At 34.8% G+C, this 24,325-nt stretch carries 31 protein-coding genes; 25 read left to right on the top strand and 6 right to left on the bottom strand.

All coding sequences use genetic code 11. The features are described from left to right. Window positions 1–276 precede the first annotated feature (276 nt). The 9 genes from ACKTS5_RS01285 to ACKTS5_RS01245 all read left to right on the top strand — a co-directional run bounded on the left by ACKTS5_RS01285 (window position 277) and on the right by ACKTS5_RS01245 (window position 7,766). Complete coding sequence (locus ACKTS5_RS01285; RefSeq protein WP_408042016.1) at window positions 277–417, top strand: hypothetical protein; 141 nt, start codon at window positions 277–279, stop codon at window positions 415–417. A gap of 46 nt (window positions 418–463) precedes the next feature. Further along, entirely contained in the window at window positions 464–823 is a 360-nt protein-coding gene (locus tag ACKTS5_RS01280; RefSeq protein WP_408042015.1) for a hypothetical protein, read from the top strand. After that, the gene (locus ACKTS5_RS01275; RefSeq protein ID WP_408042014.1) at window positions 810–1,313 is read left to right on the top strand and encodes a hypothetical protein; all 504 of its coding nucleotides are present in this window, start codon (window positions 810–812) and stop codon (window positions 1,311–1,313) included. Before ACKTS5_RS01280 ends, ACKTS5_RS01275 begins: the two co-directional genes overlap by 14 nt. A 175-nt stretch (window positions 1,314–1,488) precedes the next feature. Beyond that, a complete protein-coding gene (locus tag ACKTS5_RS01270) occupies window positions 1,489–2,055 on the top strand; it encodes a glycoside hydrolase family 108 protein (RefSeq protein ID WP_408042013.1) in 567 nt (188 codons plus the stop codon). 182 nt (window positions 2,056–2,237) lie between these two features. Beyond that, window positions 2,238–2,951, top strand: coding sequence for a hypothetical protein (locus tag ACKTS5_RS01265; protein ID WP_408042012.1), 714 nt, complete (start codon window positions 2,238–2,240; stop codon window positions 2,949–2,951). Window positions 2,952–3,120: 169 nt separating this feature from the next. Further along, a complete protein-coding gene (locus ACKTS5_RS01260) occupies window positions 3,121–5,127 on the top strand; it encodes a formylglycine-generating enzyme family protein (RefSeq protein ID WP_408042011.1) in 2,007 nt (668 codons plus the stop codon). Between the two features lie 664 nt (window positions 5,128–5,791). After that, complete coding sequence (locus ACKTS5_RS01255) at window positions 5,792–6,001, top strand: hypothetical protein (protein WP_408042010.1); 210 nt, start codon at window positions 5,792–5,794, stop codon at window positions 5,999–6,001. A 19-nt stretch (window positions 6,002–6,020) separates the two neighbouring features. Beyond that, entirely contained in the window at window positions 6,021–6,728 is a 708-nt protein-coding gene (locus ACKTS5_RS01250; RefSeq protein WP_408042009.1) for a GLPGLI family protein, read from the top strand. Between the two features lie 171 nt (window positions 6,729–6,899). Beyond that, entirely contained in the window at window positions 6,900–7,766 is an 867-nt protein-coding gene (locus ACKTS5_RS01245) for a nucleotidyltransferase and HEPN domain-containing protein (protein ID WP_408042008.1), read from the top strand. Window positions 7,767–7,838: 72 nt separating this feature from the next. Here ACKTS5_RS01245 and ACKTS5_RS01240 read toward each other — a convergent pair whose 3' ends face one another. Beyond that, window positions 7,839–8,813, bottom strand: coding sequence for an alpha/beta hydrolase family protein (locus tag ACKTS5_RS01240; RefSeq protein WP_408042007.1), 975 nt, complete (start codon window positions 8,811–8,813; stop codon window positions 7,839–7,841). 343 nt (window positions 8,814–9,156) lie between these two features. Between ACKTS5_RS01240 and ACKTS5_RS01235 the strand changes: the two genes are divergently transcribed. The 6 genes from ACKTS5_RS01235 to ACKTS5_RS01210 all read left to right on the top strand — a co-directional run bounded on the left by ACKTS5_RS01235 (window position 9,157) and on the right by ACKTS5_RS01210 (window position 13,110). Next, window positions 9,157–9,738: a hypothetical protein gene (locus ACKTS5_RS01235; RefSeq protein WP_408042006.1), complete on the top strand. Its 582-nt coding sequence runs from the start codon at window positions 9,157–9,159 to the stop codon at window positions 9,736–9,738. Window positions 9,739–9,753: 15 nt separating this feature from the next. After that, window positions 9,754–10,503: an SMI1/KNR4 family protein gene (locus ACKTS5_RS01230; protein WP_408042005.1), complete on the top strand. Its 750-nt coding sequence runs from the start codon at window positions 9,754–9,756 to the stop codon at window positions 10,501–10,503. A gap of 59 nt (window positions 10,504–10,562) precedes the next feature. After that, window positions 10,563–11,267 (top strand): hypothetical protein, encoded by a 705-nt coding sequence (locus ACKTS5_RS01225; protein ID WP_408042004.1) that lies wholly within the window; start codon window positions 10,563–10,565, stop codon window positions 11,265–11,267. Window positions 11,268–11,344: 77 nt separating this feature from the next. Next, window positions 11,345–11,917, top strand: coding sequence for a hypothetical protein (locus ACKTS5_RS01220; protein ID WP_408042003.1), 573 nt, complete (start codon window positions 11,345–11,347; stop codon window positions 11,915–11,917). Window positions 11,918–12,279: 362 nt separating this feature from the next. Beyond that, entirely contained in the window at window positions 12,280–12,528 is a 249-nt protein-coding gene (locus ACKTS5_RS01215) for a hypothetical protein (RefSeq protein ID WP_408042002.1), read from the top strand. Window positions 12,529–12,717: 189 nt separating this feature from the next. After that, window positions 12,718–13,110, top strand: coding sequence for a hypothetical protein (locus ACKTS5_RS01210; RefSeq protein WP_408042001.1), 393 nt, complete (start codon window positions 12,718–12,720; stop codon window positions 13,108–13,110). Between the two features lie 191 nt (window positions 13,111–13,301). Here the strand turns inward: ACKTS5_RS01210 and ACKTS5_RS01205 are convergent, their stop codons facing one another. Continuing rightward, entirely contained in the window at window positions 13,302–13,478 is a 177-nt protein-coding gene (locus ACKTS5_RS01205) for a hypothetical protein (protein WP_408042000.1), read from the bottom strand. 392 nt (window positions 13,479–13,870) lie between these two features. Between ACKTS5_RS01205 and ACKTS5_RS01200 the strand changes: the two genes are divergently transcribed. The 9 genes from ACKTS5_RS01200 (at window position 13,871) to ACKTS5_RS01160 (ending at window position 21,110) form a co-directional block, all read left to right on the top strand. Beyond that, window positions 13,871–15,529 (top strand): DUF262 domain-containing protein, encoded by a 1,659-nt coding sequence (locus ACKTS5_RS01200; protein ID WP_408041999.1) that lies wholly within the window; start codon window positions 13,871–13,873, stop codon window positions 15,527–15,529. Window positions 15,530–15,710: 181 nt separating this feature from the next. After that, the gene (locus tag ACKTS5_RS01195) at window positions 15,711–16,430 is read left to right on the top strand and encodes a hypothetical protein (protein ID WP_408041998.1); all 720 of its coding nucleotides are present in this window, start codon (window positions 15,711–15,713) and stop codon (window positions 16,428–16,430) included. 113 nt (window positions 16,431–16,543) lie between these two features. Beyond that, entirely contained in the window at window positions 16,544–17,191 is a 648-nt protein-coding gene (locus ACKTS5_RS01190; RefSeq protein ID WP_408041997.1) for an SLATT domain-containing protein, read from the top strand. Further along, on the top strand, window positions 17,192–17,542 hold the full coding sequence (locus tag ACKTS5_RS01185; RefSeq protein WP_408041996.1) for a hypothetical protein: 351 nt from the start codon (window positions 17,192–17,194) through the stop codon (window positions 17,540–17,542). Between the two features lie 184 nt (window positions 17,543–17,726). Continuing rightward, entirely contained in the window at window positions 17,727–18,242 is a 516-nt protein-coding gene (locus ACKTS5_RS01180) for a hypothetical protein (protein WP_408041995.1), read from the top strand. Between the two features lie 428 nt (window positions 18,243–18,670). After that, window positions 18,671–18,955 (top strand): hypothetical protein, encoded by a 285-nt coding sequence (locus tag ACKTS5_RS01175; protein WP_408041994.1) that lies wholly within the window; start codon window positions 18,671–18,673, stop codon window positions 18,953–18,955. A gap of 246 nt (window positions 18,956–19,201) precedes the next feature. Then, entirely contained in the window at window positions 19,202–19,624 is a 423-nt protein-coding gene (locus ACKTS5_RS01170; protein ID WP_408041993.1) for a hypothetical protein, read from the top strand. Window positions 19,625–20,212: 588 nt separating this feature from the next. Then, on the top strand, window positions 20,213–20,368 hold the full coding sequence (locus tag ACKTS5_RS01165) for a hypothetical protein (protein WP_408041992.1): 156 nt from the start codon (window positions 20,213–20,215) through the stop codon (window positions 20,366–20,368). 67 nt (window positions 20,369–20,435) lie between these two features. Next, on the top strand, window positions 20,436–21,110 hold the full coding sequence (locus tag ACKTS5_RS01160) for a restriction endonuclease (RefSeq protein ID WP_408041991.1): 675 nt from the start codon (window positions 20,436–20,438) through the stop codon (window positions 21,108–21,110). A gap of 141 nt (window positions 21,111–21,251) precedes the next feature. On the opposite strand, the gene ACKTS5_RS01155 is transcribed toward ACKTS5_RS01160, so the two are convergent. Together ACKTS5_RS01155 and ACKTS5_RS01150 are read right to left on the bottom strand one after the other, a co-directional pair. Then, window positions 21,252–21,770, bottom strand: coding sequence for a peroxiredoxin-like family protein (locus tag ACKTS5_RS01155; RefSeq protein ID WP_408041990.1), 519 nt, complete (start codon window positions 21,768–21,770; stop codon window positions 21,252–21,254). 10 nt (window positions 21,771–21,780) lie between these two features. Further along, window positions 21,781–22,362 carry an NAD(P)H-dependent oxidoreductase gene (locus ACKTS5_RS01150; RefSeq protein WP_408041989.1) on the bottom strand — a complete coding sequence of 194 codons (582 nt, stop codon included), beginning with the start codon at window positions 22,360–22,362 and terminating at the stop codon, window positions 21,781–21,783. Window positions 22,363–22,467: 105 nt separating this feature from the next. Here ACKTS5_RS01150 and ACKTS5_RS01145 point away from each other — a divergent pair, with 105 nt between their 5' ends. Further along, the gene (locus tag ACKTS5_RS01145; protein WP_408041988.1) at window positions 22,468–22,854 is read left to right on the top strand and encodes a winged helix-turn-helix transcriptional regulator; all 387 of its coding nucleotides are present in this window, start codon (window positions 22,468–22,470) and stop codon (window positions 22,852–22,854) included. 482 nt (window positions 22,855–23,336) lie between these two features. Here ACKTS5_RS01145 and ACKTS5_RS01140 read toward each other — a convergent pair whose 3' ends face one another. Both ACKTS5_RS01140 and ACKTS5_RS01135 read right to left on the bottom strand, forming a co-directional pair. Then, window positions 23,337–23,837 carry a GNAT family N-acetyltransferase gene (locus ACKTS5_RS01140; RefSeq protein WP_408041987.1) on the bottom strand — a complete coding sequence of 167 codons (501 nt, stop codon included), beginning with the start codon at window positions 23,835–23,837 and terminating at the stop codon, window positions 23,337–23,339. Next, complete coding sequence (locus ACKTS5_RS01135; protein WP_408041986.1) at window positions 23,806–24,114, bottom strand: type II toxin-antitoxin system TacA family antitoxin; 309 nt, start codon at window positions 24,112–24,114, stop codon at window positions 23,806–23,808. The genes ACKTS5_RS01140 and ACKTS5_RS01135 overlap by 32 nt, the downstream gene beginning before the upstream one ends. Window positions 24,115–24,325: the final 211 nt, after the last annotated feature.

Raw genomic sequence — 24,325 nt, 5'->3', positions numbered from 1 at the left:
CCTGTTCTCTTGCAAGGTGCAACCGACCACAGAAACACTGATTCCCTTAAATAGCAATGGTACGTACCTTCAGTGTAAACGCCTACAATCAGATTATTCAACACCTTCACCTAGCATTAGTAACCGGATGCTAGCCATATCCCCTTGCGAATAATTTGAAGAAGCCCGGAGTATTTGAACGAGCACGACCACCCCATTACTCGTGCGCAACCCGAACTGTCATAAGTATCACTTGCCCTACAAATTTCTTAATACCTAAACTCAAAATTACCTACTATGAATTTAATAGCCATCCAGTATCACGGTGCACCAAAGCATCCTCCTAACGAGTTCATTTCACCAAATAACACATTGGGTACTGCGCTCCCGTACCACCAAACAACATCCACCAAGTCACTGAGAAAAACACCTGGGTAAAAGCCTGAACTTCTCAAGCGACTATCCAAATAAAAACGAACTGTTTATGTTATACGATTTTTTACAAAAAAACTGGCAAGCCATTGCAAATATGATTGGTGCCATCTTCATTTTTCTGCTCGGCAGAAAGTCGAGAAGAATCAAGGGAAAAGAAGCTGAATTTCTGGCATATGAAAAGAAGTTAGAAAACTACAAGCTCGAATTTGACATCAAATCTGAAATGCTCGAAAACCTCAAAAGAGACTATGACAATCGAGCCAGCTACCTTGAAAAAAACCTCAACAAGGTTGTAGAAAACAACAAGGAACTGAGTGCTATCATCAAAGAACAGCATTCCATTATTGACTCTCATAAAAAACTAATTGCAAAATACATACAAAAATTTGGCACCATTGAAACGATTTAAACACTACCTGGTTTACAGCCTTGCTTTACTTCTGTGCACTGCCTGTGCAAGCACCAAAACCAAGCTAAAAAAAACCACCGACATACAACGAGACAGCGTGTTTTTCAAACGCGACAGTATCCAAATTAAAACCATTAACAAATCCATTCACGATGTTATTTTTCTTCCTCTTGAAACTGGTGACAAGAAAGTTGACAGTGTCATTTCTAAAAAGCTCAACCATTTCAAAACCTACAAAAAAAGTGGTGATAACAGTTATAAAATCACCTATAACAAAACGAATAAAGGCTTCGAAATCACGAGTAAAATAGGGGCTACCGAAAACACTTTAGTACAGCGAAAAGACAGTATCAAGAGCTCAAAAAAGCACTCGGTTACCATTGAAAACACCAAAGTGATTATCAAATACCGCATTCCCGGTTGGTTTCTAATGGTCTTCGGTATCAGTATACTGATCGTCTACCTTTTCGCTCGATTTAGGGTCTTCTAAAATGTCTAGTGCCCGTTTGTTAGGTATGCGAGTCGCTTGGGCTGTACTCATTTTCTGGCCCTTGTCCACCAATACACATACCTCAATAAATCAACAAAACCAACGCAGTAGTAACCACTCTTTTTCTCTAGGGTACCTCGTGACTACTAGAGGAAAACTTAAAAAACTAAATACAATGGCAGATTACACATTATTTAAAAAGTCTATTGAAATAGCCGAAGGAGGCTATCAAAATTTTAAACAAGATCAAGGAAATTACAATTCCTTAAACGAGCGTGTCGGCACCAACTTTGGCATATCGGCGCGATTTTACGAAGGAATTATCGGCTACCCACCTAGTGTTGAGGACATGAAAAACATAACCAAAACCGAAGTTCATATATTATTTAAAAATGAATTTTGGGACAAGGTCAGAGCCGATGAAATAACCCACCAAGGCGTTGCGGAACTCATTGTTGACCACGCCATCAATGCCGGCCCTAAGTCCGCCGCAGGCATCGTTCAAAAAACGCTTAACACCTACTTTAATAGCGACCTAACTGTGGATTATGCCGTGGGGCCAAAAACCTTAGCTGCCATCAACGCTGTCGATCCGGTGTTGCTATTTCAAAAAATTGCCATGGCCCGACTAGAAAACTACAAAGGCAAAAAAGAATATAAAAAATTTGGACGTAGCTGGCGATCTCGGGTATATAAGCTCGGCACCAAATTTGGCATTCCCCTTGAAAAATGTCCGACCTAATTACCCGCCATATTCAAGCGCAGCAAAGCTTTAGCCAATTACTAAAGCTTTTTTTAGTTTCCTACCGTAGTTTTTCAAATCACTTACGATGCGCATCGAATAACTTTTTTAAAATATCCAACATCACGAACTTAATTCACTTAAGCTACGTATATTAGCTACTCCTAACTAAACAAGACGCTATGAAACTGAAAAATCCTTTCAAATTTAAAAACTGGAAAAAATACCTATTCGAATTTACTTCAATTTTCCTAGCGGTAATGCTTGCTTTTATCTTAGACAGATGGAATGACAATAGAATTAACAGTGTTGCTGAAAACAAAATTCTGGAAGAAATCTACCAAGGTCTCGAACGCGATAGCTTAGACATTGCCAGTGACGAACACTATTTTAAAATCGCCTTTCGCGGACTGCGGTATTTTAATGATATCATCGATGGCAAAATGGTGCAACAAGATTCCCTCGTTCCATTTTACTTCTTTTTTTCACGTGAAAGCTTGGTGGTCCAAAACAAATCAGGTTATGAATCACTAAAATCACGAGGGCTCGAAACCATTAAAAACGACTCACTCCGCAGTAAAATCATCAATTTATACGAAGTCGATTACGAACTGGCTCGAAAATTCAACGAAGAGTACAGCGAGTATCAGTTTACTCAAAATTACTTCCACAAAATTAACGAAGCCATAGCCCCGCATTTTGAATACGATGCTACCAACAATATCACAGGCATCAATCTACCCATCACACTGGACGATGCAGAACGAAAGCTGTTAAAAAGCTACCTCTGGAAAATCGCCGTTGGCAAACAAGACCGATTTCAGGCATTTGTATACAGCAAAAAGAAAATTGGTCAATTACGCACCGCTATCAAACAGTATTTAAAAAATAAATAACAGAATCCAAAGCTAGGCATAGCGCATAAGCACTACTGTCTTCACACAGCAACTCCTCCGGATGCTGGAAGCTAACACCATTAGCTCTCGGTAAGTATTGAGCAGTGCTGTTCAAAGTAACATTGGCATGGCATAGTTCTTGATAAAACAAGCCTTTAATCAAGAATAAATGTATACTTACAACCCATACCGCTTGCTACTACTATTCGCTGTATTCACAACCGTGCTCGCATGTAATGACGACGACGAAGTACCCGCTAAAATTTACAACATCAGTGACCAACAGGCACCAAAGCTGCAACTCAAGCAACAGCAAATTGACCAACTACAACTCAACTGGGAAAAACCGACTTGGAAGTATGATAACTTCCATCTATATATCGAATCTGAGGCCGGGAATTCATCAATTACCCTAAAGCCCAGTACCACTTCATATACCTATGACGTCGTACCATCTTTTGATAAAAAATTCAAATTCTCACTAAGAGCACAATACGATGGCAGTGTATCCAAGGCCAGTGTTGCCAACATCAATAGTGAGTTTAAAGCTGTTAACAAACCAACAGTTCTAAAAAAAGCTCATAACAAATACCACATCTCTTGGACCCACGACAGTCAGCGCGCTGTGAGCTTCAAACTTTATTACAAAACTACCAACGATGCGCTTATCGCCATCAATAATTTAAAAATCACGAAAGATCCCAATTCTCAAAAGTGCTCTACTGAATTGGTGTTAGATAGCAAACGATATCCCAACCAATTAATGATAGAGGCGCAGTACAAAAACGGAATATCGAGACCTCGTAACTTTCAACTTATCAAAGCCCTGCATCCCATTCGCGATGTAAAACTCATTCCTATTGACGAACAGAAGCTTCAACTGGTTTGGAAAAAAGACAAGGACATAGAAACGGGAGTAAAAATTGTGATCGATAAAAAAATAGGTGCTGCTACCTGGGTTGAAAATTACGCCCAAGTGACGGCTAGCACCACTGCGTATACCGACCCTACTGCCTCAGCAGACAACAGCTATGAGTATCGATTACGAGCGGTATCTGCCAACAACTATTCTACCTATACCTCGGCTAAAATAGTACGCATGCGCCCCAAGCAACAACAGGTATACCCTTCAGGAGCTCTCGGATATACCCCTAAACAACTCGTAATCGACTTTAACCGCCCTATTAGCTTAGTTGCCGGGAACCTTGCAGTGGGCATTTATAACAAAACGACCAACCAACTGGTCACCGAACTATCGGTCACCGCGGCAGATATAATAGCTGACAAAATTTTCTTAAAACTCCCTGTTTCCTTAGCGTACAATACTAGCTATTTTTATACCCTTAAAAGCGGTGCTGTTAGCAGTGATACCAAAGACCCCAACCTCGAAATCAAGGTAGCATTTTCAACTCCGAAGTTCCTACCTGTAGCCTTTGTGAACGTCGCCGGTGGCTCGTACATTTTTGGAGCAAAAACTTTTGACAAGTACAGAAGCAGGCATGCAAAAGTTAGCAGTTATAAAATGGGGAAATACGAAATTACCACCACCCAATACGTACAGTTTTTAAATGATAAAAACATCGATGAGAAGTGCGAAATCAACGGAAATAAGTTGGTGCGCAGTATCAACTATACTTCCAATATCATCTATAAAAACGGAGCTTATCAGGTAAAAAGAGGTCAGGAAAATGCTCCTGTCATCCATGTTACTTGGTACGGCGCCAATGAATTTGCAAAGCATTATGGGTATAAACTACCTACAGAAATTCAATGGGAGTACGCTGCTTACGGAGGCCAATTGCACAGTGGCATCAATTACAACTCCGAAGCCATCCTAGCAGAATACGCGTGGTACCAAAACAATTCTGGTTCAAAACTACATGCTGTAGGTACTAAAAAACCCAATGAACTAGGAATCTATGACCTCCTCGGAAATGCTGGGGAATGGTGTCGTGATTGGTATGATAAGGATTATATTAAAAACATCCCTGAAACAACGGTTATGGTTGATCCTACAGGTCCTGCAAGTCCAGTGGATGCAAATAAAAACAAGGTGCAACGCGGTGGGTCGTACTACGAAGGAACTGTCGTTGTTGCCCTGTACTCACGTTGGTTCGACAAAGCCGATCCAGGAGGAACCTACGGAATCTGGAATGGTTTTAGAGTAGTGCAATAGCTGCGTTGTGTATGAGACAGCAACTAGCGTTATCATTTTATATAGTCCTCGGCGTTTTACGTCGGGGACTTTTTTTTAGGGTACTCCTATTACCATGGTATGGCTAAGTACAGGCGAGCAATGAGCCTAGCTTTTATTTACCATCTACTCATCTATACCATAAATAACTCATTTTTAAACAACCACCTTCAAATTCTCCCGCTGATAACGTATTAGCAACCGTTTATAACAGGAATTCATGAGTTTCTAATCTTTTTCATTACCTTGAATCAGGTGGTTCCAGAAAAACTCGGCAAAACTCGGCAAAACTCGGCAAAAACTCGGCAAAAACTCGGCAAAAACTCAACAAAAACTCAACAAAAACTCAACAAAAACTCAACAAAAACTCAATATAAACTACTCAAAAATATTTAAACAAAACCGGCCAAGTACTAATTTACTGAACAAAAAAAGCAGACTAAATAATAATCTACCAAACAAAAAAACTAGTCAAGACAAACACTTGGTAAAAACTTCACGACTGAAACAGAGAATAATTTAAAAAACTCCGTAGTTGAATGCCCCTTAGCGTAAATGGACAAAAAATTACATGTACTGACCTAAAAAATAATTAACTCCAACAAACAATAACTGACAAGGAATAACCTTAAACAATCCATAACAAATGATTAAATGGACCGCAATCATACTATCAATTTTCTATTTAAAAGCTTCATTAGACACTAGTACTTTAAAGTCTCCTGAATATTCCACTGCTGATAAGTGTGGGGAATGGGCACAAACTGTTGCTAGAGACTACAGCTTCCTAGGCTATGATTATTGGACAGTCTGGTTTGCTGCTTATGGCTATTGTGTAAAACGTACTCGAAGCTAAAAAATAAACGAAATTTAATATGAAAAAGCTAAGCTTACTACTACTTCTTATCTATCTTTATAAAAATGCTTTTTCACAAAAACCCATTGCATCAGGGGTGGTCATTTACAAAGTAAAAATCCATCCTAAAGTAACCGCTATCGATCATGCCAAGCAAATTAGATTTCCTGAGTTTCAAAAAAAAATCAATCGATTATTAGAAAATGTTCAATACACTTTAAAATTTAACGATCACGAATCGTTATTCACCGCAGATGTTTCCATGAGCCTAGAAGGCGAGGACGGTTTTACTCAATTAGCTCAGGCATTGGCAAAAAGCGATCAGGTGTACTATGTAAATACACAACAAAAAAAACTGCTCGTTCAACAATACTTTTTAGGAGAGAACTTTTTAATTTCCCAATCCACTTCTGATTTAAAATGGACCTTAATCGATGAGTCCAAAAATATAGGTGAATTCACCTGTTACAAGGCCATCACACAAAAACCGAAAAGCGGACCAATTGAGAAAAATCGGGAATACCTGACTTATACCGCGTGGTATTGCCCTTCTATTCCTGTTAGTTTTGGTCCTTTTGAATTCCATAGTTTGCCAGGACTCATCATCGCACTCTCTATAGGAAACCACACATATCAAGCTACCCAAGTTCTTCTAAAGAGAGCGTATATCCACCTTACAAAACCCTCAAAGGGTACCACGATCACACAAAAAAATTTGACGCTATGAAAATAAAAGCCTTCGAAAATAGATGAATTCAAGGGAAAACGACAATAGACAATACTTGATGCTTCCAATTTGGTTTTTCACAATCACAGTTTCAAAAACAGCTATTACATCCAAATTAGATTACACCCTTTATTTCATTATATTCTTTTTTTGTTACCAAAACCAAGTACCATGCTATTCCTCAACAACCTATCGCATTTACCAAAAGTCCATAGAAATGAGCTCTGTAACATTACCCAACGCATAGTGCGCACAGGAAAGGCAGAGTTGGTAATGCTATTCGGTTCTTATGCACGCGGTGACTACACAACTATTAAAAATACCCAATCAGGAAAACAAAGCGACTACGACATTCTCGTTGTCACCGCAGATGCCGATACTAGAAAAGGACTTCGTAGAAAACTACGACAGGCCTTTCAGGACATAGAAATCACCGTACAACTACTCGTTGAGAAAATACAAACCGTTAACCGCAACCTCGAAGAAGAACAGTACTTCTTTACCGATATCAAACGAGAAGGCAAACTACTCTACAGCTCAGGGAACTTTGTACTTTCCGAACCACGAACCCTTAGCGCAACCCGAAGAAGAGAAATTGCAGAAACTGACTTTCAGGAATGGTTTCGTCAAGCCAAGAGCTTTTATAGGTCTGCAAAACACGATCTTCACGATGGTGAATTCAGAACAGCGGCTTTTCACTTACAACAGGTTGTTGAAATGTGTTATACCACCCTTGAAATGGTTTTTGATCATTACAATCCTCACGAACATAATCTTAAATCTCTTTACTACCGCATACGTTCTTATGATCGACGTATAAGCGATGCTTTCCCCTTGAAAACAGCAGAGCAAATAGCCTTGTTTGACCACCTCAACCTAGCTTATATCGGCGGACGGTATCACAGCCATTCGGAATATATGGTCACGAAAAAACAATTGACCTACTGGTTCACAGAAGCCGAAAAATTACTATCCATTACACAAAGCGTTTGTCTCGATCGGATAGCGCAACTACAAAAACACGAATACAAAAACTAAGGTCTTAATAATCCTCAATTCAGCTACAAGGACTCAGAATCGCATTTTCAAATTACCGCTGAATTAATCCTTTTACCTCCCGTGATACTCCATGTTTGGTAATTGCTCTTCGTTTTTTAAAAATCTAGCAAACCAAGCCAATACCTGTTCATTCACCTCCTTTTTATGCTCAGAAATTCCGTGATTGCCCCCCTCAAACATCACCAATCGATAGGGAATTCTATACTTTTCGAATTCCAATGCCAGTTGTAAACTCTGTTCTGGTTTTACGCGCCAATCGGCATTCCCGTGCAACATCAAAATTGGTACTTCTTTGGGGAAGTCAGCAACCCAGTGAACTGCTGATCTCTTTGTGAGTTCCTGTTGTTTATGTTCGGCATATGCTGGAACTACTTGCGCCAATACCGCAGATTCCATTTTTGGTCGGTCGTTAACCAGTCCAAAACAATCTGAAACCGCTCCACCAACAACGGCAGCCTTTATATTCTTCATCTTCGTCAATGCAATATAGGTCATCATTCCTCCTCTACTCCATCCGTACATTCCTATTCTTGAAACATCGGCCTTTGAAATTTCTTTCAGTACCTCAGGAAGCACGGTAACGTCATTTACATCAGCACCTCCAAACTCTTCGCTTCCTTCCCCTCCAGCATTCCCTCTGTATTGACTGGCAATAACCACATAACCTTCTTTGGCAATCTTTCCTAGCGTTACCAAACCATGCCCTTCACTGAGGGCTCCAAAATTTCTGTTTCCTCCACGGTTATAAATAATACAAGGATATGTACCTTTCTTCTTTGGAGTAACTAGCAATCCATGAACTTTCAAACCATCACTGACATACGCAATCTTATACACATCAATACTATCAATATAGGTATAGCCTTCCTTCCAGTGAATATTACCTGTAACATTCTCAGCGATTCTAGAAATAAATGGAATTTTCGAATAGTCCGATACTAATTCTTTTGTTAGGATACGTGATTTTTCTTGTGCATAAACCCCTGAAAAAAATAATACCAATAGGAGTAACTGTAATCTTTTCATTTTCAAACATTTTTTAATTTATAGCATGAGACCTGTGTTGTTACGAAGGTTATACAACCTCTAAAAACAAAAAGGTCTACTTTTATTCAATAGTATATTAGCAACGTAACTTTAGCAAATTAGGTATACTAACTGCTAACAAAAATAACCATTACAGGTAATACTAGCACGTTAGCACCCTCTATAACTTTCTTAAAACGCTATTAAAACCACAAATATCTATACATCACATAGCACTGCAGCTAAAACCGATAAAAACTGATCTTCTTTCCATAAAATACCGAGGATTTTCAGTAGTTTTGCTGCAAAAATTGTCTTAACTCACCACTTATTATTGCTAAAAATGAAAAAAACACTAATACTAAGTATTTTACTTACATTCATCTGCTACACGAAATCTTTTTCTCAATACAAACTAAAAATAATTTTTAAAGATGGTACTGAAAAAACAGACACCTATAAAGCAAAAGGATGGAAATTAACCTCGTTAACCACGGATGAAAAATTTCATTTAAACGACATGAAAGAAATCACCTACTATAAAGACGATAAAAGTTTTAAATACTATGTGATTGATACCAAAACCTATGTAAAATCAAAAAGGTCTAAAATCCGATTAGCCAGAAAAGCATACGAAGGAAAAAACATAGAACTTTATTATGTATATTTCAGGTGGACCGACGGACATGGTACTGGAAGTTTTTCTGTCAATGCTTATGACGAGGCCTTTGTAAAAAAGAAAGACGAACCTTACGCGTATAATATGGGGTATATTTACGGATTTATTTATGAAGGTATAAAGAAAAGAGTACGCGTATATTTTAAAGATTGCCCCGAACTGATACAAAAAGTCAATAAAAACAAAATTAAAAAGAAAAATACCTTGGAAATGGTCACGTTTTACGATCAACATTGCGGACAATAAGTTTTTATAACTAGCATGGAAGTACAACTGCAGCGCATAAAAAGCAAATTGACACAACTGAAATCAACGGACACTCAATTAGAAGTGTTTGGTGCTAAAACCCATGCTTACCAACTAAACGCTCGGTTGTCAGAAAGGCGTTTACGTCTTTTCGAAAAAAAACACGGAATCATTTTACCTCCAGAGTATCGCAACTTCTTATCCCAAATCGGCAATGGAGGTGCGGGACCTTACTACGGCCTTCTGCCCTTAGAAAAAGGTAATTTTGCAGACATCTCAGAAAAAAAAGCCACGGAATTCATTGTACTATCCACTCCCTTTTTACACACAAAAGCATGGAATAAAACCTGGGAGCCCAGCGATATTACAGACGAAAAAACGCTCGAATACCTAGAAAATGACTATTTTGACCCCAAATGGAGTCCTGGAATGTTACGCATAGCGCATGCGGGCTGCGGTATTGCTATCAACCTGATAGTTAATGGTCCGGAATACGGAAATATTTGGGTAGATAGCAGGGTGAATGATAACGGGATCTATCCTGAAGTTCCTACCCTAGGTACAGGCAGGATTCAATTTTTAGATTGGTACGAACAATGGTTAGACCGCGAAATGCAGCAACGTTCAATCAAGAGCACAAATAAGAAACAACAAATAGGTAATCATATGAACAAAGACAGAAAAAATCAAATCATCGGAGGTATCTTAGGTGTAATTCTCTACAAAGTAGTAACAGAACTTCTCTTGCCTCTATTATCAAAATAATCACGATGACTTTTTAAACCGGTGTATTTTCAGGGAAACAATGCCAAAAATCACTCCGGATGTACTCACCTCAACCTATAACTACCATGTCGTATTTCCTTAAAAAAGTAATTCCGCTTACCATCCTATTCCTCATGATAGCCGGTGCTTGCAAAAAAGCCCCTGCCAAAACAACGGAAAAAGAAGAAGAAAAATACTCAGTTATTTGTAAAGAAGCGATTATCAATGGCGCCGTATTTAAAGTCTATAGTCGAAGGCCTGGAAACTTCACGATTGTAAACGAAGCACAAAAAATCATCTATCAACGTGACGAAAATCCAGCAGACTTTAAAATTGCAGATGTCAATGGTGATGGTTTTCCCGATATTCTCTTGGAATACTTCACAAATGTTCCGGGCGTTAATGAACTCTTAGTATACGACCTAAAGACAGCGAGTTTTAAAGAGGTTACCGACTTCGCTAATTTTCCAGCAGCTACCAGAATCGAAAACAGCGATTTTTACTACTCCTACCACAAAAGCGGCTGCGCAGACTCAAATTGGGATAGCGATTTATTTAAAATCATCGACTACAAAGCCATTCGGTTCGGTAATATCAGGGGTATCGGCTGTGGTGTGGGCGAAGCCAATGGCATATACATTAACAAAGTTGACAACGAAAAATTAAAACAGATCAAGTTCATTCCAAGAGAGGCTGGGTATTGGGATGGAAAATGGGACTTTATCGCGGAGTATTGGTCAAAAAATTACACTAAATTCCAGTAAGCAAAACGAAGCTTTCAGGTCCAGTAAAAATTCAGACATCGCCCTACTCAAACCACGTTTAGCACACTAGCAGGCATATGAACACTTTATTAACAAAACTTCAACTTTCCACTACCTTTGAATCTGAGCTAGATATCGAAAAAAGTGTATTTATTCATGAAATGGAAACGTTAATAAACACCACCACCTCACCACTGCCCTTCATCATATTTCCAGCATGGCAACCCAACTCAAAAAAATACGTCGGTACCCTTACGACCAACAGCTTCAAGATGCGCGAACATATAAGCATCCGTAATTCCCTAACTACCAATATTGCTAGTGTAAGCGCAGCATTTGAGGAGCAGGGTACTTCCTTAAAGGTAAAAACAACCATACGTGGTATGCAAGTTGTTCCTTTTATAATAAGAGCTTTTGTCGTATGTGTATACCTCCTAGTAATGTCACTAGTCTTTATTGAATCCCTTCTGATGCCAGCAAGTCCTAGTACAGATAATTCAATGATTATCCTTCCACTTATCTTGACACTATTTGTAGGATTCCTAACCTACCTACCCTACCGTATCGCCCAAGCGAATACTCTCAAAAAGAAAGAAGAAATGCTTCATTTGTACAAACGAATGGTAAAAAACAACAGCGCTTCCCTATAAGCACTCACGGCACAACCTAGTACATAATAGTCGGAATGCCTTTTCCAAAACAGCCAGAATTATTCGTTGATGCCTACCCTTTTTACCACACTGTTAAATTACGTTAAGTAACGAAAACACATACTTTTTGTAAGGTATAACCTTCCTTTTACAGCATTATTTACGCTAGGTTTACCCACCAACAAGCTGTGAAAATTAAAAAATTCTTCCACGACACATAAGCTCTTAAGAGACAAAAATTTACCGGAAGCCGAAAAGGTTATAGAGTAGGCACATTTAAAAAAAATAATAATGAAAAACATCTTTATCATGACACTCCTCTATTTTTAGGGGTAACCAGCTTACAAGCACAATCCAATGAATTGATTAGAGAAACAGAAAAAATAGCGAGACAGGATGCCGTTTTAAATAAGGGACTGTTTAACGATTATTCGCAAAAATTAGATATCGTACTATTTGGATACTACCATGATGCATATAGAAAAAAAAAGGATGAAATCAATAAATCATCAGGAGGTGGTAATGGTGGTGCTGATCTCCCAGATCAATTGTCAAACCGTGTAGAACAACCGGTATGGACTATGAGACCTCAAGCATTTGGGCGTAACTAAGTCTTAGCAAAACTTATAATACAAATTATTAAAAACCACCTTATAAACTGAGGTGGTTTTTCCTTGTCCTTTACCCTAGTGTGAGTATTAACAACAAAAAACAACACTAGCTATCAATCTTGGCCACGAAGGACTTAAAATGCCCATTTTTACGAGTAACAATAGAATCATTTTACTAATTTGCATACCATGGAAAAGACACATACCCCCTACGAAACCATACTGCACCGTACGTGCGACTTCCGGGTTGCCTACGAATTTTACGAGCTTTCACGAATAGGTAAGAAAACCACTCCACCTCAAGGCATTCGATGTAATTTTTGGTATGAGCATCACGATCATAATCACAAGAAAAATTGGGCATTTATGATTTGGCCTGAGTTTGAAGATCAAGAGGGAAACATCCTAAAATCAGGAACTGTACCAATGACTGGAACGGCCCGTATGTGGATTATCAATGACGAGTTTCACGCATACCACCAATCACACATAGAAATCGGCACCACCGGCTGGTTTAAAGAGGGCAGTAACTCCATAGCCGTTTGCAAGGTGATTTCCATCAATGCCTTACAAAACCTGTAATGAGAAACACCAGCCTGTTAGTATTGGGCTAGTAAACGTATTCAAAATACCATTCCTAGTAAAACCTGTTCTTACAACCAAGTGTCCACTCACTCCGTTCGATACTACCAGAAACTGCTACCAAAAGGTACCTATGGCACGAGTAAATGCGCTCCTTGGTATGGATAGGCGCCTGCTTTGCGATTTTGCCATTAAGAAGCTTTATCCTGATTGCGTTTTTCGATGAGGACCGCTCCGATGAGTGCTACGCCAATAACAATCCCACTTAGCGATTCCATAGCTTCGCCTGTTCGAATGGCTCCATACATTCCCGATAAGATAGAGGCGATTCCAATTCCGATAATTAAATACAGCGTACGCTTACTCATTGTGTATACTTTTTTAGTTTGTGATACGATTTTACGCTCGGCAACTCTTGTTTCCATAGCTGATGGGAAATATAGTATATTTTTCGCCAACTCACACAGCTGTCAGTTCATTCGTTCGGCGTATTCAGCAATACCCCTAGTCACCATAATTGAACCTCTGTTCACCTAATATTTCCATAAAATTTCTCAAAAAATTTTACTTGTATTATGGATTCCCGTAATACTAAAACTTCCAAGTATCATACATTTATGACGTATCAATAAAAGTAACAAAGCACATTTTTGAATTGATTATGCACTTGAATAGGTGTATGAGGGGGTGTTTTGTGAGTGTATTAACAAGTTGGGGACCATGAACAAACCGAAAAACAACTAAACGAATAGAGAACTAGATGGCAGAAATTACAGCTGATAAGATAGAAGTAAACTCATTATTTAATAACTTTTGGTTTCTTATACCAGAATATCAACGTTCTTATGTATGGAACACGGATAATATAAATGATTTATTAGACGATTTGTGGTACGCTTTTAAAAACAAGCCATATGATGAGTATTTCTTAGGTTCTTTAGTTCTTAAAAAAACAAGTGAAACGAAGTTTAATGAATTTGAGGTGTTAGATGGTCAGCAAAGGCTAACTACTTTTTTTATGTTTATGGCTGTCTTAAGAGATGTAGCTATTGATGATGATTTGAAAGAAGCTTGTCACGATAGGATTTTCCAAAAGGCTAATAAATTTAAAAAAATTCCAGAGAGAATTAGGTTGATTTATAAAATTAGAGATAATGTTGAGACTTTTATTAATGATTATGTATTAGAGAATGGAGGTTCAAATAAAACTGACGATTTAAAGGAATCTTCAAAAAACAAGAATATTTCTATTAGTCATATGGCTAACGCCATATTAACTATTTCAAAATTCTTTTCGAATAAAAGCTCGACCGAAATTGAAAATTTCGGAGAGTTTATTGCTGAAAAACCTGTGTTTATTTATGTGTCAACAGAAAGTATGGAAGATGCTTTTAGAATGTTTACAATTCTTAATAACAGAGGGGTTCCATTAACAAATGCAGATATATTGAAATCTATAAACATTGGATTTATAGAAAATAGCGAACAAGAAAAATACGCTCAAATTTGGGAAAATATTGAAAGCGACCTCGGTGGAGATTTTGATAGATTTTTGTCCTTCATAAGAACAATAAAAGTAAAAGAAAAGGCAAGGCTTAATTTACTTGATGAATTTAATGAAAATATTTACACAAAGAATAAACTTGAGAAAGGGAAAAAAACAGTTGAGTTAATCCAAAAACACAAAGTAAACTATGACAAAGTAATCACGTTTAAAGAAGACATTAATTTAGAAAATGAATATAAAAACCTACTCACAATAATGCAAATTGGTCTTCCTTCTACAGATTGGATTCCTTCTCTTCTTCTTTATTTTGACAAATTCAAAAAAGAGAACATTTTTCATTTTTTGGAAAAATTAGAATACAAGTTTAGTAGTGATTGGATTAACCAGTTAACACCTACAAAGAGAATTGATAACTTAAACTCAATCCTAAAAGCGATTGAAAAGTATCAAACATCAAACGACCTTTTAAAAGACCAAGAAATTTTTGCTGTTGATAAAACAGAATTAAAAAGACGACTTTCAGGAAAAGTCTATGGACGCAGATTTGCTAGATACATACTATTAAAATATGAATATCTTTTAGGAGATAATACTGTTCATCTTTCAGATTATAATACCATCAGTGTTGAGCACGTTTTACCACAAAATCCAAAATTAGATAGTCAATGGATTAAAGACTTTAGCGAAGATGAAAGAAATGAATGGACTCATAAATTATCAAATTTAGTTTTGATCAGTAAAAGAAAAAACAGTTCTCTTAGCAACCTTGATTTTACCGAAAAAAACAGAAGATATTTCAAGGGGAGAATTGATGTATTTCCAAGTAACAAAATCTTTCAAACCTATAATAGATGGAATACTGAAATTTTGACAGAAAGGCAAAAAACAATGACTGAAAAGTTAATAAAATAACACCCCACAACCATGGCCGTAAGTAATTGGGACGATAGTGATAAAACAAAAGTATAAACATAAAACAAAGGACAAAGGACAAAGGACAAAGGACAAAGCTAAAAATTAGGCATAAAAACCCCAACTCACCATTCACGTTACCGTTGGTAGTAATGTTAACTTACTGATGAAATTAGAGAAAATGAACGAAATAGAATATGATTTAAAAAAATTATCACATATTTTCGGAGAAATTTTAGAAAAGTATCGACAATACGAGTTTGAGGCAAATCTTGCTGAGATATGTCTTAAATTATACAATTTTAAAATTTCTTACCTCGCACCAGCATACCATTTAAATAGATTTGATACAGTAACAAAAGAGTATTACGAAATTGACTTACCCAACATTTTTAAAAAAGGAGTTATTGATGAAAACGAAATAACTCTATCATTAACAAAACTTCATCTAGAATTCAATTCAGTTCTCTACTCAATAAAAATGTCATTAGATAGAATTGTTTTCTTTATGTCTAAATTTTATAAAGGAATTACACCACACAATACTTTTGGTAGAATTACAGAAGGAGGAAAACCGAAATCAATGATGGCAGAAGTAGTAAGATTAAAAGATTCTGACGAAATTATGAAACTAATTTACATAAATTATAAAGACTGGATTTCTGAGGCAGTAAAACCAAGGGACACAATAACACATTATGAAAACCTTTCATTGGATTTTTTGCCAATTGATAATTTTAAATCCACTCTAACATTTAGCCATAGCGACAAAAATATTAAGAACTTTGGAAGGACAGAATTGAAAAATTATATTGATAAATGGTATTTATTTATAGACGAATTATTGAACTTAATATTAGTTGAAAAGATAAATATTTCTACTAACAATGGTTATGAGTAATTGCTTGTTATGGTATTCTTATGAAAGTACTCTCGAATTTTCAGTTTACTGCGTACTTATAAAGCTAAACACCAACACACAAAACAGTTACCATTCATTTTTTTATAATAACAATGAAAAAGAAAAAATCATATAAAGATTATTTAGACAAAACATTTCTTGAGGAATTGAATTATAAAATTTGGTCTACTAAGGGTAGTAGATTTAATGCAAGTAAAAGACTTTTGAAAGTAGCTCACTTATCAAACTTATGTTTGAGTATGTTATCTGTCTACCTGATAGCTGTAGGACTTTTATCAGTTTACAATATATATTCAACTGAAACAATTGACGAAAACTTAATTGCTTACTCAATTACTTGCCTTTCCATATTGCTATTAGTATTTGGACAAATAGAGAACGCGAAAGACTTTAGTACAAAAGCAAAGCAATTTCATACTTGTGGACTTGAATTATCAAAACTGTATAATGATTTAAGGATTTTTAAAACTCTAAAAAAGAAACCAAAATTCAATGAAAAGAAAAAATTTGCAGAAAAAATATCTGACAAATATGAACGAATTTTGGAAAGGCACGAAAATCACGAGCCAATTGATCATAACATGTTTAAGGCATCAAAAGCTGATTATCATGAATTAAACAATTTAGATGTTTATAAAATAAAATTTAATTACTACATTAAAACAAGTTTGATTTATCACTCTTTAATAATATTACCACCAATAATCATAATTGGACTTTTAACTAAAACTAATTTTTAAATGACAATTAAAGAATTTGAAGAAAAATCTAAAATAATTAGAAAAGAAATTTTTATTGAGAGTCGATTAAAACAACCAAGTATCTACTCATTAAAAAGTGCTGGAAATAAACTTTTAGACATTGTAAAGACAATGGAATCTGAAAAGTCTGAAATGATTCCTACTCTTCAATCATTGGAAATGGACTTAGATATATATTTAACTGATTTAGGTGGAGAACTTCAAGACGATTATGATAAAAATAATAAAAGGTACAAAGGAAAATGGTCGAATGAAAGTAGAAAAATTAATGGATTTATTTCTCAACTGAAAACTTACATTTTGGAAAACGAAACGGTAAAAATCGTATAACCACAATTACGGCGGATTCGACTACGTCCGAATCTACTCGGAATCGTTGAAATCAGTACTAAACCGAAAAGTCTGTGAATAAAATACGCTACTTTTCACATACAAGACCGTTGTACGTAATATTGACCAATCTATGTGGAAATGACTTCCTCCCATTAAATCGGACAGATTAGAATTTTGAAATATGAATTTTATTAAGAAAATATTCTCTAAGAAAAGAGGTTCTGAAAAAGTAAATTTGGAATGGAATGAACATTTGGATAAAGTCTATGAATCAATAAATAATGATACATTAAATTATCCGATTATCTTGTTTTGTCACGTACTATGGGATTTTGCAGTTTTTAATAATCCTTCTGAAATTATTGGTGAATCAATAAGCGGGCATTGGGGATTAGATGAATATCTATCGAAAAATATTGATGAATTAGAAATTGTTATTGATAGTCACGGAAAAACATATAAATTATCTCACAAACATTATGACAACAAAACTAAGACCGGATTTTCGTATCCGTCAATTTTGCTTGATAGTGACAGTTTAAGTAGTTTAAAGAATAGAATTGTGGAAGGTTGTGATGATTACATTTTACAATTTCAAGAAAATGAAGAAATAATTAAAGCGAAGATTAAAACAGTAAATGAAATAAAATCGATTCCTGAATTGATACATTTTGTGGAAAAAGAATTAAACTTTTAGAAAAAATGAAATGCCAACATCAGGCATGATTCATCTCTAACACTCGTCTTATCAACAAGTTAAGAGCTAAACCGCAACAAACCATAAATAAACACGTTAAGTCTATTTTACTTGATTCAAACCTTATCACAAAACATCCCACACTGTAAACAACCAATCATCAACCTACTGTAGTGCATAAATCCAAAAAACATACAATTCCGGGGAAATATGCAATTTAGTAATAGAAGTAGAAACTTATCTCCACATTTGTAGTTAGAAATCAACATTAATTAACAAAATCTCAATAACAAGCAATAACTTAATTTTTTATATTTACAATTATTATTTTTTTTTTAAGAGCATATACATATGTCGTTTACCTATATAAATTAGTTCTATAACGACCTATTTTATGCGTATATATACAAGTTGTAGTACATTAAGAAATGAAATTGGAAGATAAATACCCAGAAGCATATTTCGAACATTGGTTGGTTATGCTTTCAACTATGAATATCGAATTCTCCAAGAACGGATTTGAAGAGCAAATAAATAATTATCTAAACTTCGAGGGAGAGGAAGAAATGAGGAAGTTACAAAATGAAGTTGTGCAAATTGTTCAATCTGATGATTTAATTAAATTTAAAGAAGTTGGAAATCGTTTTGATATTGAAAATTTGAATGAACAAAGTTTGAAAACAATGGCAGAAGTCATAATGAATTGGAATTAGTATCAGAAAGTGAATTCATAGACAATTGAAATTCAAAACATATCCGATAAAACTAAATGGAAAACAATAGAAATGGATTATGTTGCGGAGTTAAGTACTGCACATTTAAAAAAACGGATAAAAGACTGAAAATTAAAACCATACAAAACCATCGACTTGCATTTAAACCGTAAAATAATATGACTGATTTTAATCTAAATGATAAACATTCTGAAATTAACATTATAGATTGTATTAGAATACTGAATGAAAAAATTTGAATTTATATCTGATGATGCCTTTTATATTTGGAATAGGTGTTTTAGTTTTAAAGGTCAGGTTAAGTTTGGCGAAATTTCAGCCAACGAAGAAGTAATGATTGAAACAAAAAATGGACCTTTATATGCTAATATTGATTTAATTGTCAGATTATCGGATAGAAAAGTAATCAAAAAATCAATCCCGGAGGAAAGAATTGCAATCGGACTTAATAAATTCAGTAAAGCGGAATTAAATAATATTGAGAAAAAATTTGATCCCGAGGTTGACAAAGAACCTCCTGTCACAGAATTTATTGGAGCTGAATATCCAATACGCATTTATAACACTGATAGAACGGAAAGTAAAACTACTCACAACAAGGGCTATAGTTCATTGTGGCAGCAAGTAAAAAGAATATTTAATCAATAAATTTGGCTGATTTCATAAGTGGAATATTTCCTGCGGAAAATTCCACAACGAAATCATAGCCCAGACCTTAGTACACATTAAAACAAATCATAACTAAATAAACATTTACGATTATCGTAAGTGTTTATTGTTTTTCATTAAATCAAAAGAAATACCCTCGAAAATTAACTCACAAATACCTAGCAATAAGCAACTTATTAACAGAACAAGAAACGTTCCCCACATTTGTAATCAATTATTAAGTCTATTTTACTTGATTCAAACCTTATCACAAAACATCCCACACTGTAAACAACCAATCATCAACCTACTGCAGTGCATAAATCCAAAAAACATACAAATCCGAGGAAATATGCAATTTATTAATAGAAGCAGAAACTTATCTCCACATTTGTAGTTAGAGATCAACATTAGTTAACAAAATCTCAACAACAAACAATAACTTAATTCTTTTATATTTACAATTGTTATTTTTTGTATAAAAGTATATAAATATGTCGTTTACCTATATAAATTAGTTCTATAACGACGTATTTTATGCGTATATAAACAAGTTAGCTGCAACCTTGAAAAGATAAATGGTATTAAATGGCATCTGAAAAACTATTCAACATCCTAGAGGAATTTAATTTTGACAATCTTAAAAATCCTGAATTTCAAGAAGACTCTGTTAGAGAGGAGCTAATAATACCAATAATTCGTGGACTAGGATATTCTGCAGATAAACCAAATAGTAAGAAGTAGAAAGCTAATTCAACCATTTGTTTCGATAGGATCAAAACGTAAAAATATCTATTTAATTCCTGACTATTTGTTTGAAGTAAATGGAAAAGCTGCATGGATACTTGACGCAAAATCACCAAATGAAGACATTGTTAAATCTAAGCACGTCGAACAAGCCTACTCCTATGCAATTCACAGTGAAGTAAGAGTCAATTTTTTTGCACTTTGTAACGGAAAAGAGTTTGTACTTTATGATATACAAAAACCTGAACCTTTACTTCATTTCCCATTGACGAGTATTCCACGGTTTTGGGAACCACTTAAAAGCCTACTTACTCCTAACAAAGTATTTAGGGAAGATTATAGTAAACTTGCAAAAGACTTAGGATTACATCTTAAAAGATTAGGTTTTGAGAGCTTTAGAAGTTTAATATTTCCAGCCATTCCAATAATGCAAATAACACAATTAGACCCAAATCAGTTTTCTATTTCAGGAGGTTTGATTGTAAATGATGAAACCAACATGGTCACTTTCGACTTTGACGAAAATGTATTTAAACAACTTAAGAGTATAATCCCAGACGATGCATTCAAGATGTTAAGTATAAGACGAAAGGACGAAAGATTGTCTGCAAGATTCAGCGACAGAGATTTTCTGGTAACAATTGATTGTAAAATTGGACAAAATTTAGAAGAAAATGAAAGAGAAATCTTTTTACCAATGATTGTAAATAGATTTATAAAAATAAATGGCAGCAGCTAACAATGTGTATAATTCATTGCTGGCTGATTTTTCCGACGGAAAAATCATCGGACAACTTCAATGAGTTGTGATTTATTTGCTAACTTTCCGTTAAACAAAACCGCAACAAATCATACACGAGAACGTTGTACACAAGCTAAACTAAAGCATTTCACCTCTTGCAGGATAGCCTGACTGAACGATATAATCTACCGCTTTTACAAAAGAAGGAAGATATGGTCTTCCCCAAGGATTACTGTTTGTAGCTGAATAATAAACTTGATTACTATTGTCAATTAAAAATAATCCTGGTTCACTAAACTCACTTGGTTCACCATCTTTTACACCTGCACTTAAATACAAAGCCCAATCTCTTGCTGATTTTTCAGATAAACCATAGCCCAAAGCAAGATTAGACAGTTCCCACTTTTGACGAGAAAGTCTAGCTCTCTTTTCGGTATCCATACTTACAGCTACTACATTAACACCTCTTTGCTCAAATTCTGGTAGCAATTCTTGTAATTGTTGTAAGTACTTTTTACATAGTGGACAATGTAACCCTCGATAAAAAACAACCAAAGTAAAATTGTCTGGATTTTGGTCTGCTAAATTCCATTGATTTCCATCTAATAACGGAAATTCTAAATCTGGTGCTATGTGTTTTGGTGTTGGTCTATTCATAATTAATACTTTAAAAGTTTGCTTTTAAATGATTTTCAAAACGAATAAAATCATTCTCTATTTCTGGATTTTTCATTACATCATATGCCATGAATGTTGGTAATTGTTCAAAACCAAACCACTTGAAATTAAGATGCATTGGTTTTAAAAGTTCATCTTCGCTTATTCCATTAAAAAATGTTTCCTCTGGATTATTAAAAGCTTCTTTTGGTGCATTAGCCGTTACTGACATCATATACTTTCCGTTTAACTTTCCACCTAATCCATAATTCTTCTTCGGTGCTTCTTTACTTCTGCCGTCACCATCAGACATTTCGCCCATCATACCCATCGAAAATACTTCATCAATGTATTTTTTAAACGACCAACTTACACCCATCCAGTTCAATGGTGTTTGAAAAAAGACCACATCTGCCCATTTGAATTTTTCGATTTCTTCATTTACATCATAATTGTCTTCCATTGTAGTCTTCTTGATATTGTAACCATTGCTCTTAAAGTAGCTTTCCGCTTTTTCAGTTAAAATTGCGTTTAATTTTCCTTCAGAAAATGGATATTTCTGATGACCATTGATTATAAAAATATTTTTCATTTTAAATTTTTAATTACATTTGTGTCACAAAGAAACTAATATTAGTATAAAAAAGAAACTAATATATCTAGATTTGGACAAATAGTGGTAACTAAAAAGTAACTAATGGCAAGAAAATATATAGACAACCCAAATGCTTGTTCCCTTGTTCATACAATGAACATAATTGGCAATAAATGGAAACCGATTATTTTATATTTATTATCAAATGGTTCTATGCGATTTGGAATGCTGAATACTCTAATACCTACAATCTCAAAAAAGGTGCTGACTAATCAGCTGAAAGAATTAGAAAACGATGGATTACTTTTAAGACAGTCTTTTGCTGAAATTCCACCAAGGGTTGAATATTCATTAACCGAAAAAGCAGTTGGACTTTTGCCCGTTTTAAGAATGTTAAGTGATTGGGCAAATGAAGCTTATCCCGAAATGGACTTTGAACAATGTAGAATAATAGAAAATGGAAAAGCCAGCGTACAACAACGTGTATAAGCAATATCGGTTTGAGTGAAAGCTTAAACCATTTTGTCATTTAAATAAAGTATAATGCTCATTGAAATAAGGCAACATAAATCCGCTACTGCTCATACACAAAACCGTTAGCAAACATTAAAACAAATCATAACTAAATAAACATTTACGATTATCGTAAGTGTTTATTGTTTTTCATTAAACCAAAAGAAACACCCTCGAAAATCAACTCACAAATATCTGGAAATAAGCAACTTATTAACAGAACAAGAAACGCTCCCCATATTTGTAGTTAGAAATCAACATTAATTAACTAAATCTCTATAACAAACAATAACTTAATTCTTTTATATTTACAATTGTTATTTTTTGTATAAGAGTATATACATATGTCGTTTACCTATATAAATTAGTTCTATAACGACGTATTTTATGCGTATATAAACAAGTTGTAGCTAATTTAAAAAAAGAGAGTGCTAAACGAATAACACTCTCATCTTTAATCATATTGAATCTTCGATTGTTTTAATGGTAATGAACATCTTCCCTGTTCCTGGAATTAAAATAAAACCATATTTTAAATAGAACTTTTCAGCTTTAGAGTCGATTGGGTCAACCACTACTGCTAATGTTCCAAGGTTTTTAGATATTTGAAAACACCTATTGAGTGCATCTAATAATATTAATTCGCCAAATCCATTTCCTTTATATTTCTCATCAATAGCCAATCTACCTAGAAGAATTGTAGGCAAGTCTTGATATGACTTTGGTAATTTTTTAGAAATACTAATTGGGAAATCACCTCTACTTATCGAGTTAGCTGACAAAGTGTAATAGCCTAAGACTAAATGACTTTGTTCATCTTCTAATACAAAACAAGCCGATAAGTCTCTTTTTATATCTTGTTTTGCTTGTCTTTTAATATAATTATCCAGCATTGAATAACCACAACTGAAGGACTTTTTGTCGTGATTATTTTCTAGCGTCGTTATTTTTAAATCCATTTGTCTCTTTAAATTTTTTATAATTTAATTGAGCTCTTTTCAGTCTCTCGTTAGGAGAAGGTGGATTCAATATTGCATTTAAGAATATTTTCTTGTCTTCTAAAGTTTTGACAATAAGATTATTGTCTTTAACAATATTATTAGCTTCAGTATTAATACAGTAAACTACAAATTCGGACAAACTCTTAAATCCACGCAACTCTGACGCATACTTTACAAACTCTTTTTGTTCCTTGCTGATACGAACATCAATTCTATCTTTTGATACGGTTGACATAATACTCTTAATTTGCTTTGACTTACTTTCCTTGTCTTAATTTACTTTGACTTACTTTCCTTGTCTTAATTTACTTTGACTTACTTTCTTTGTCTTAATTTACTTTGACTTACTTTGACTTACTTTGACTTACTTTGACTTACTTTCTTTGTCTTAATTTCTTTGACTTAATTTCTTTGACTTAATTTCTTTGACTTAATTTCTTTGACTT

Source organism: Tenacibaculum litopenaei (genome assembly GCF_964514025.1).
GTDB classification, from domain to species: Bacteria; Bacteroidota; Bacteroidia; order Flavobacteriales; family Flavobacteriaceae; genus Polaribacter; species Polaribacter litopenaei.
Note: the sequence above shows the minus strand (reverse complement) of the source record. Positions and strands in the feature narration are given on the sequence as shown.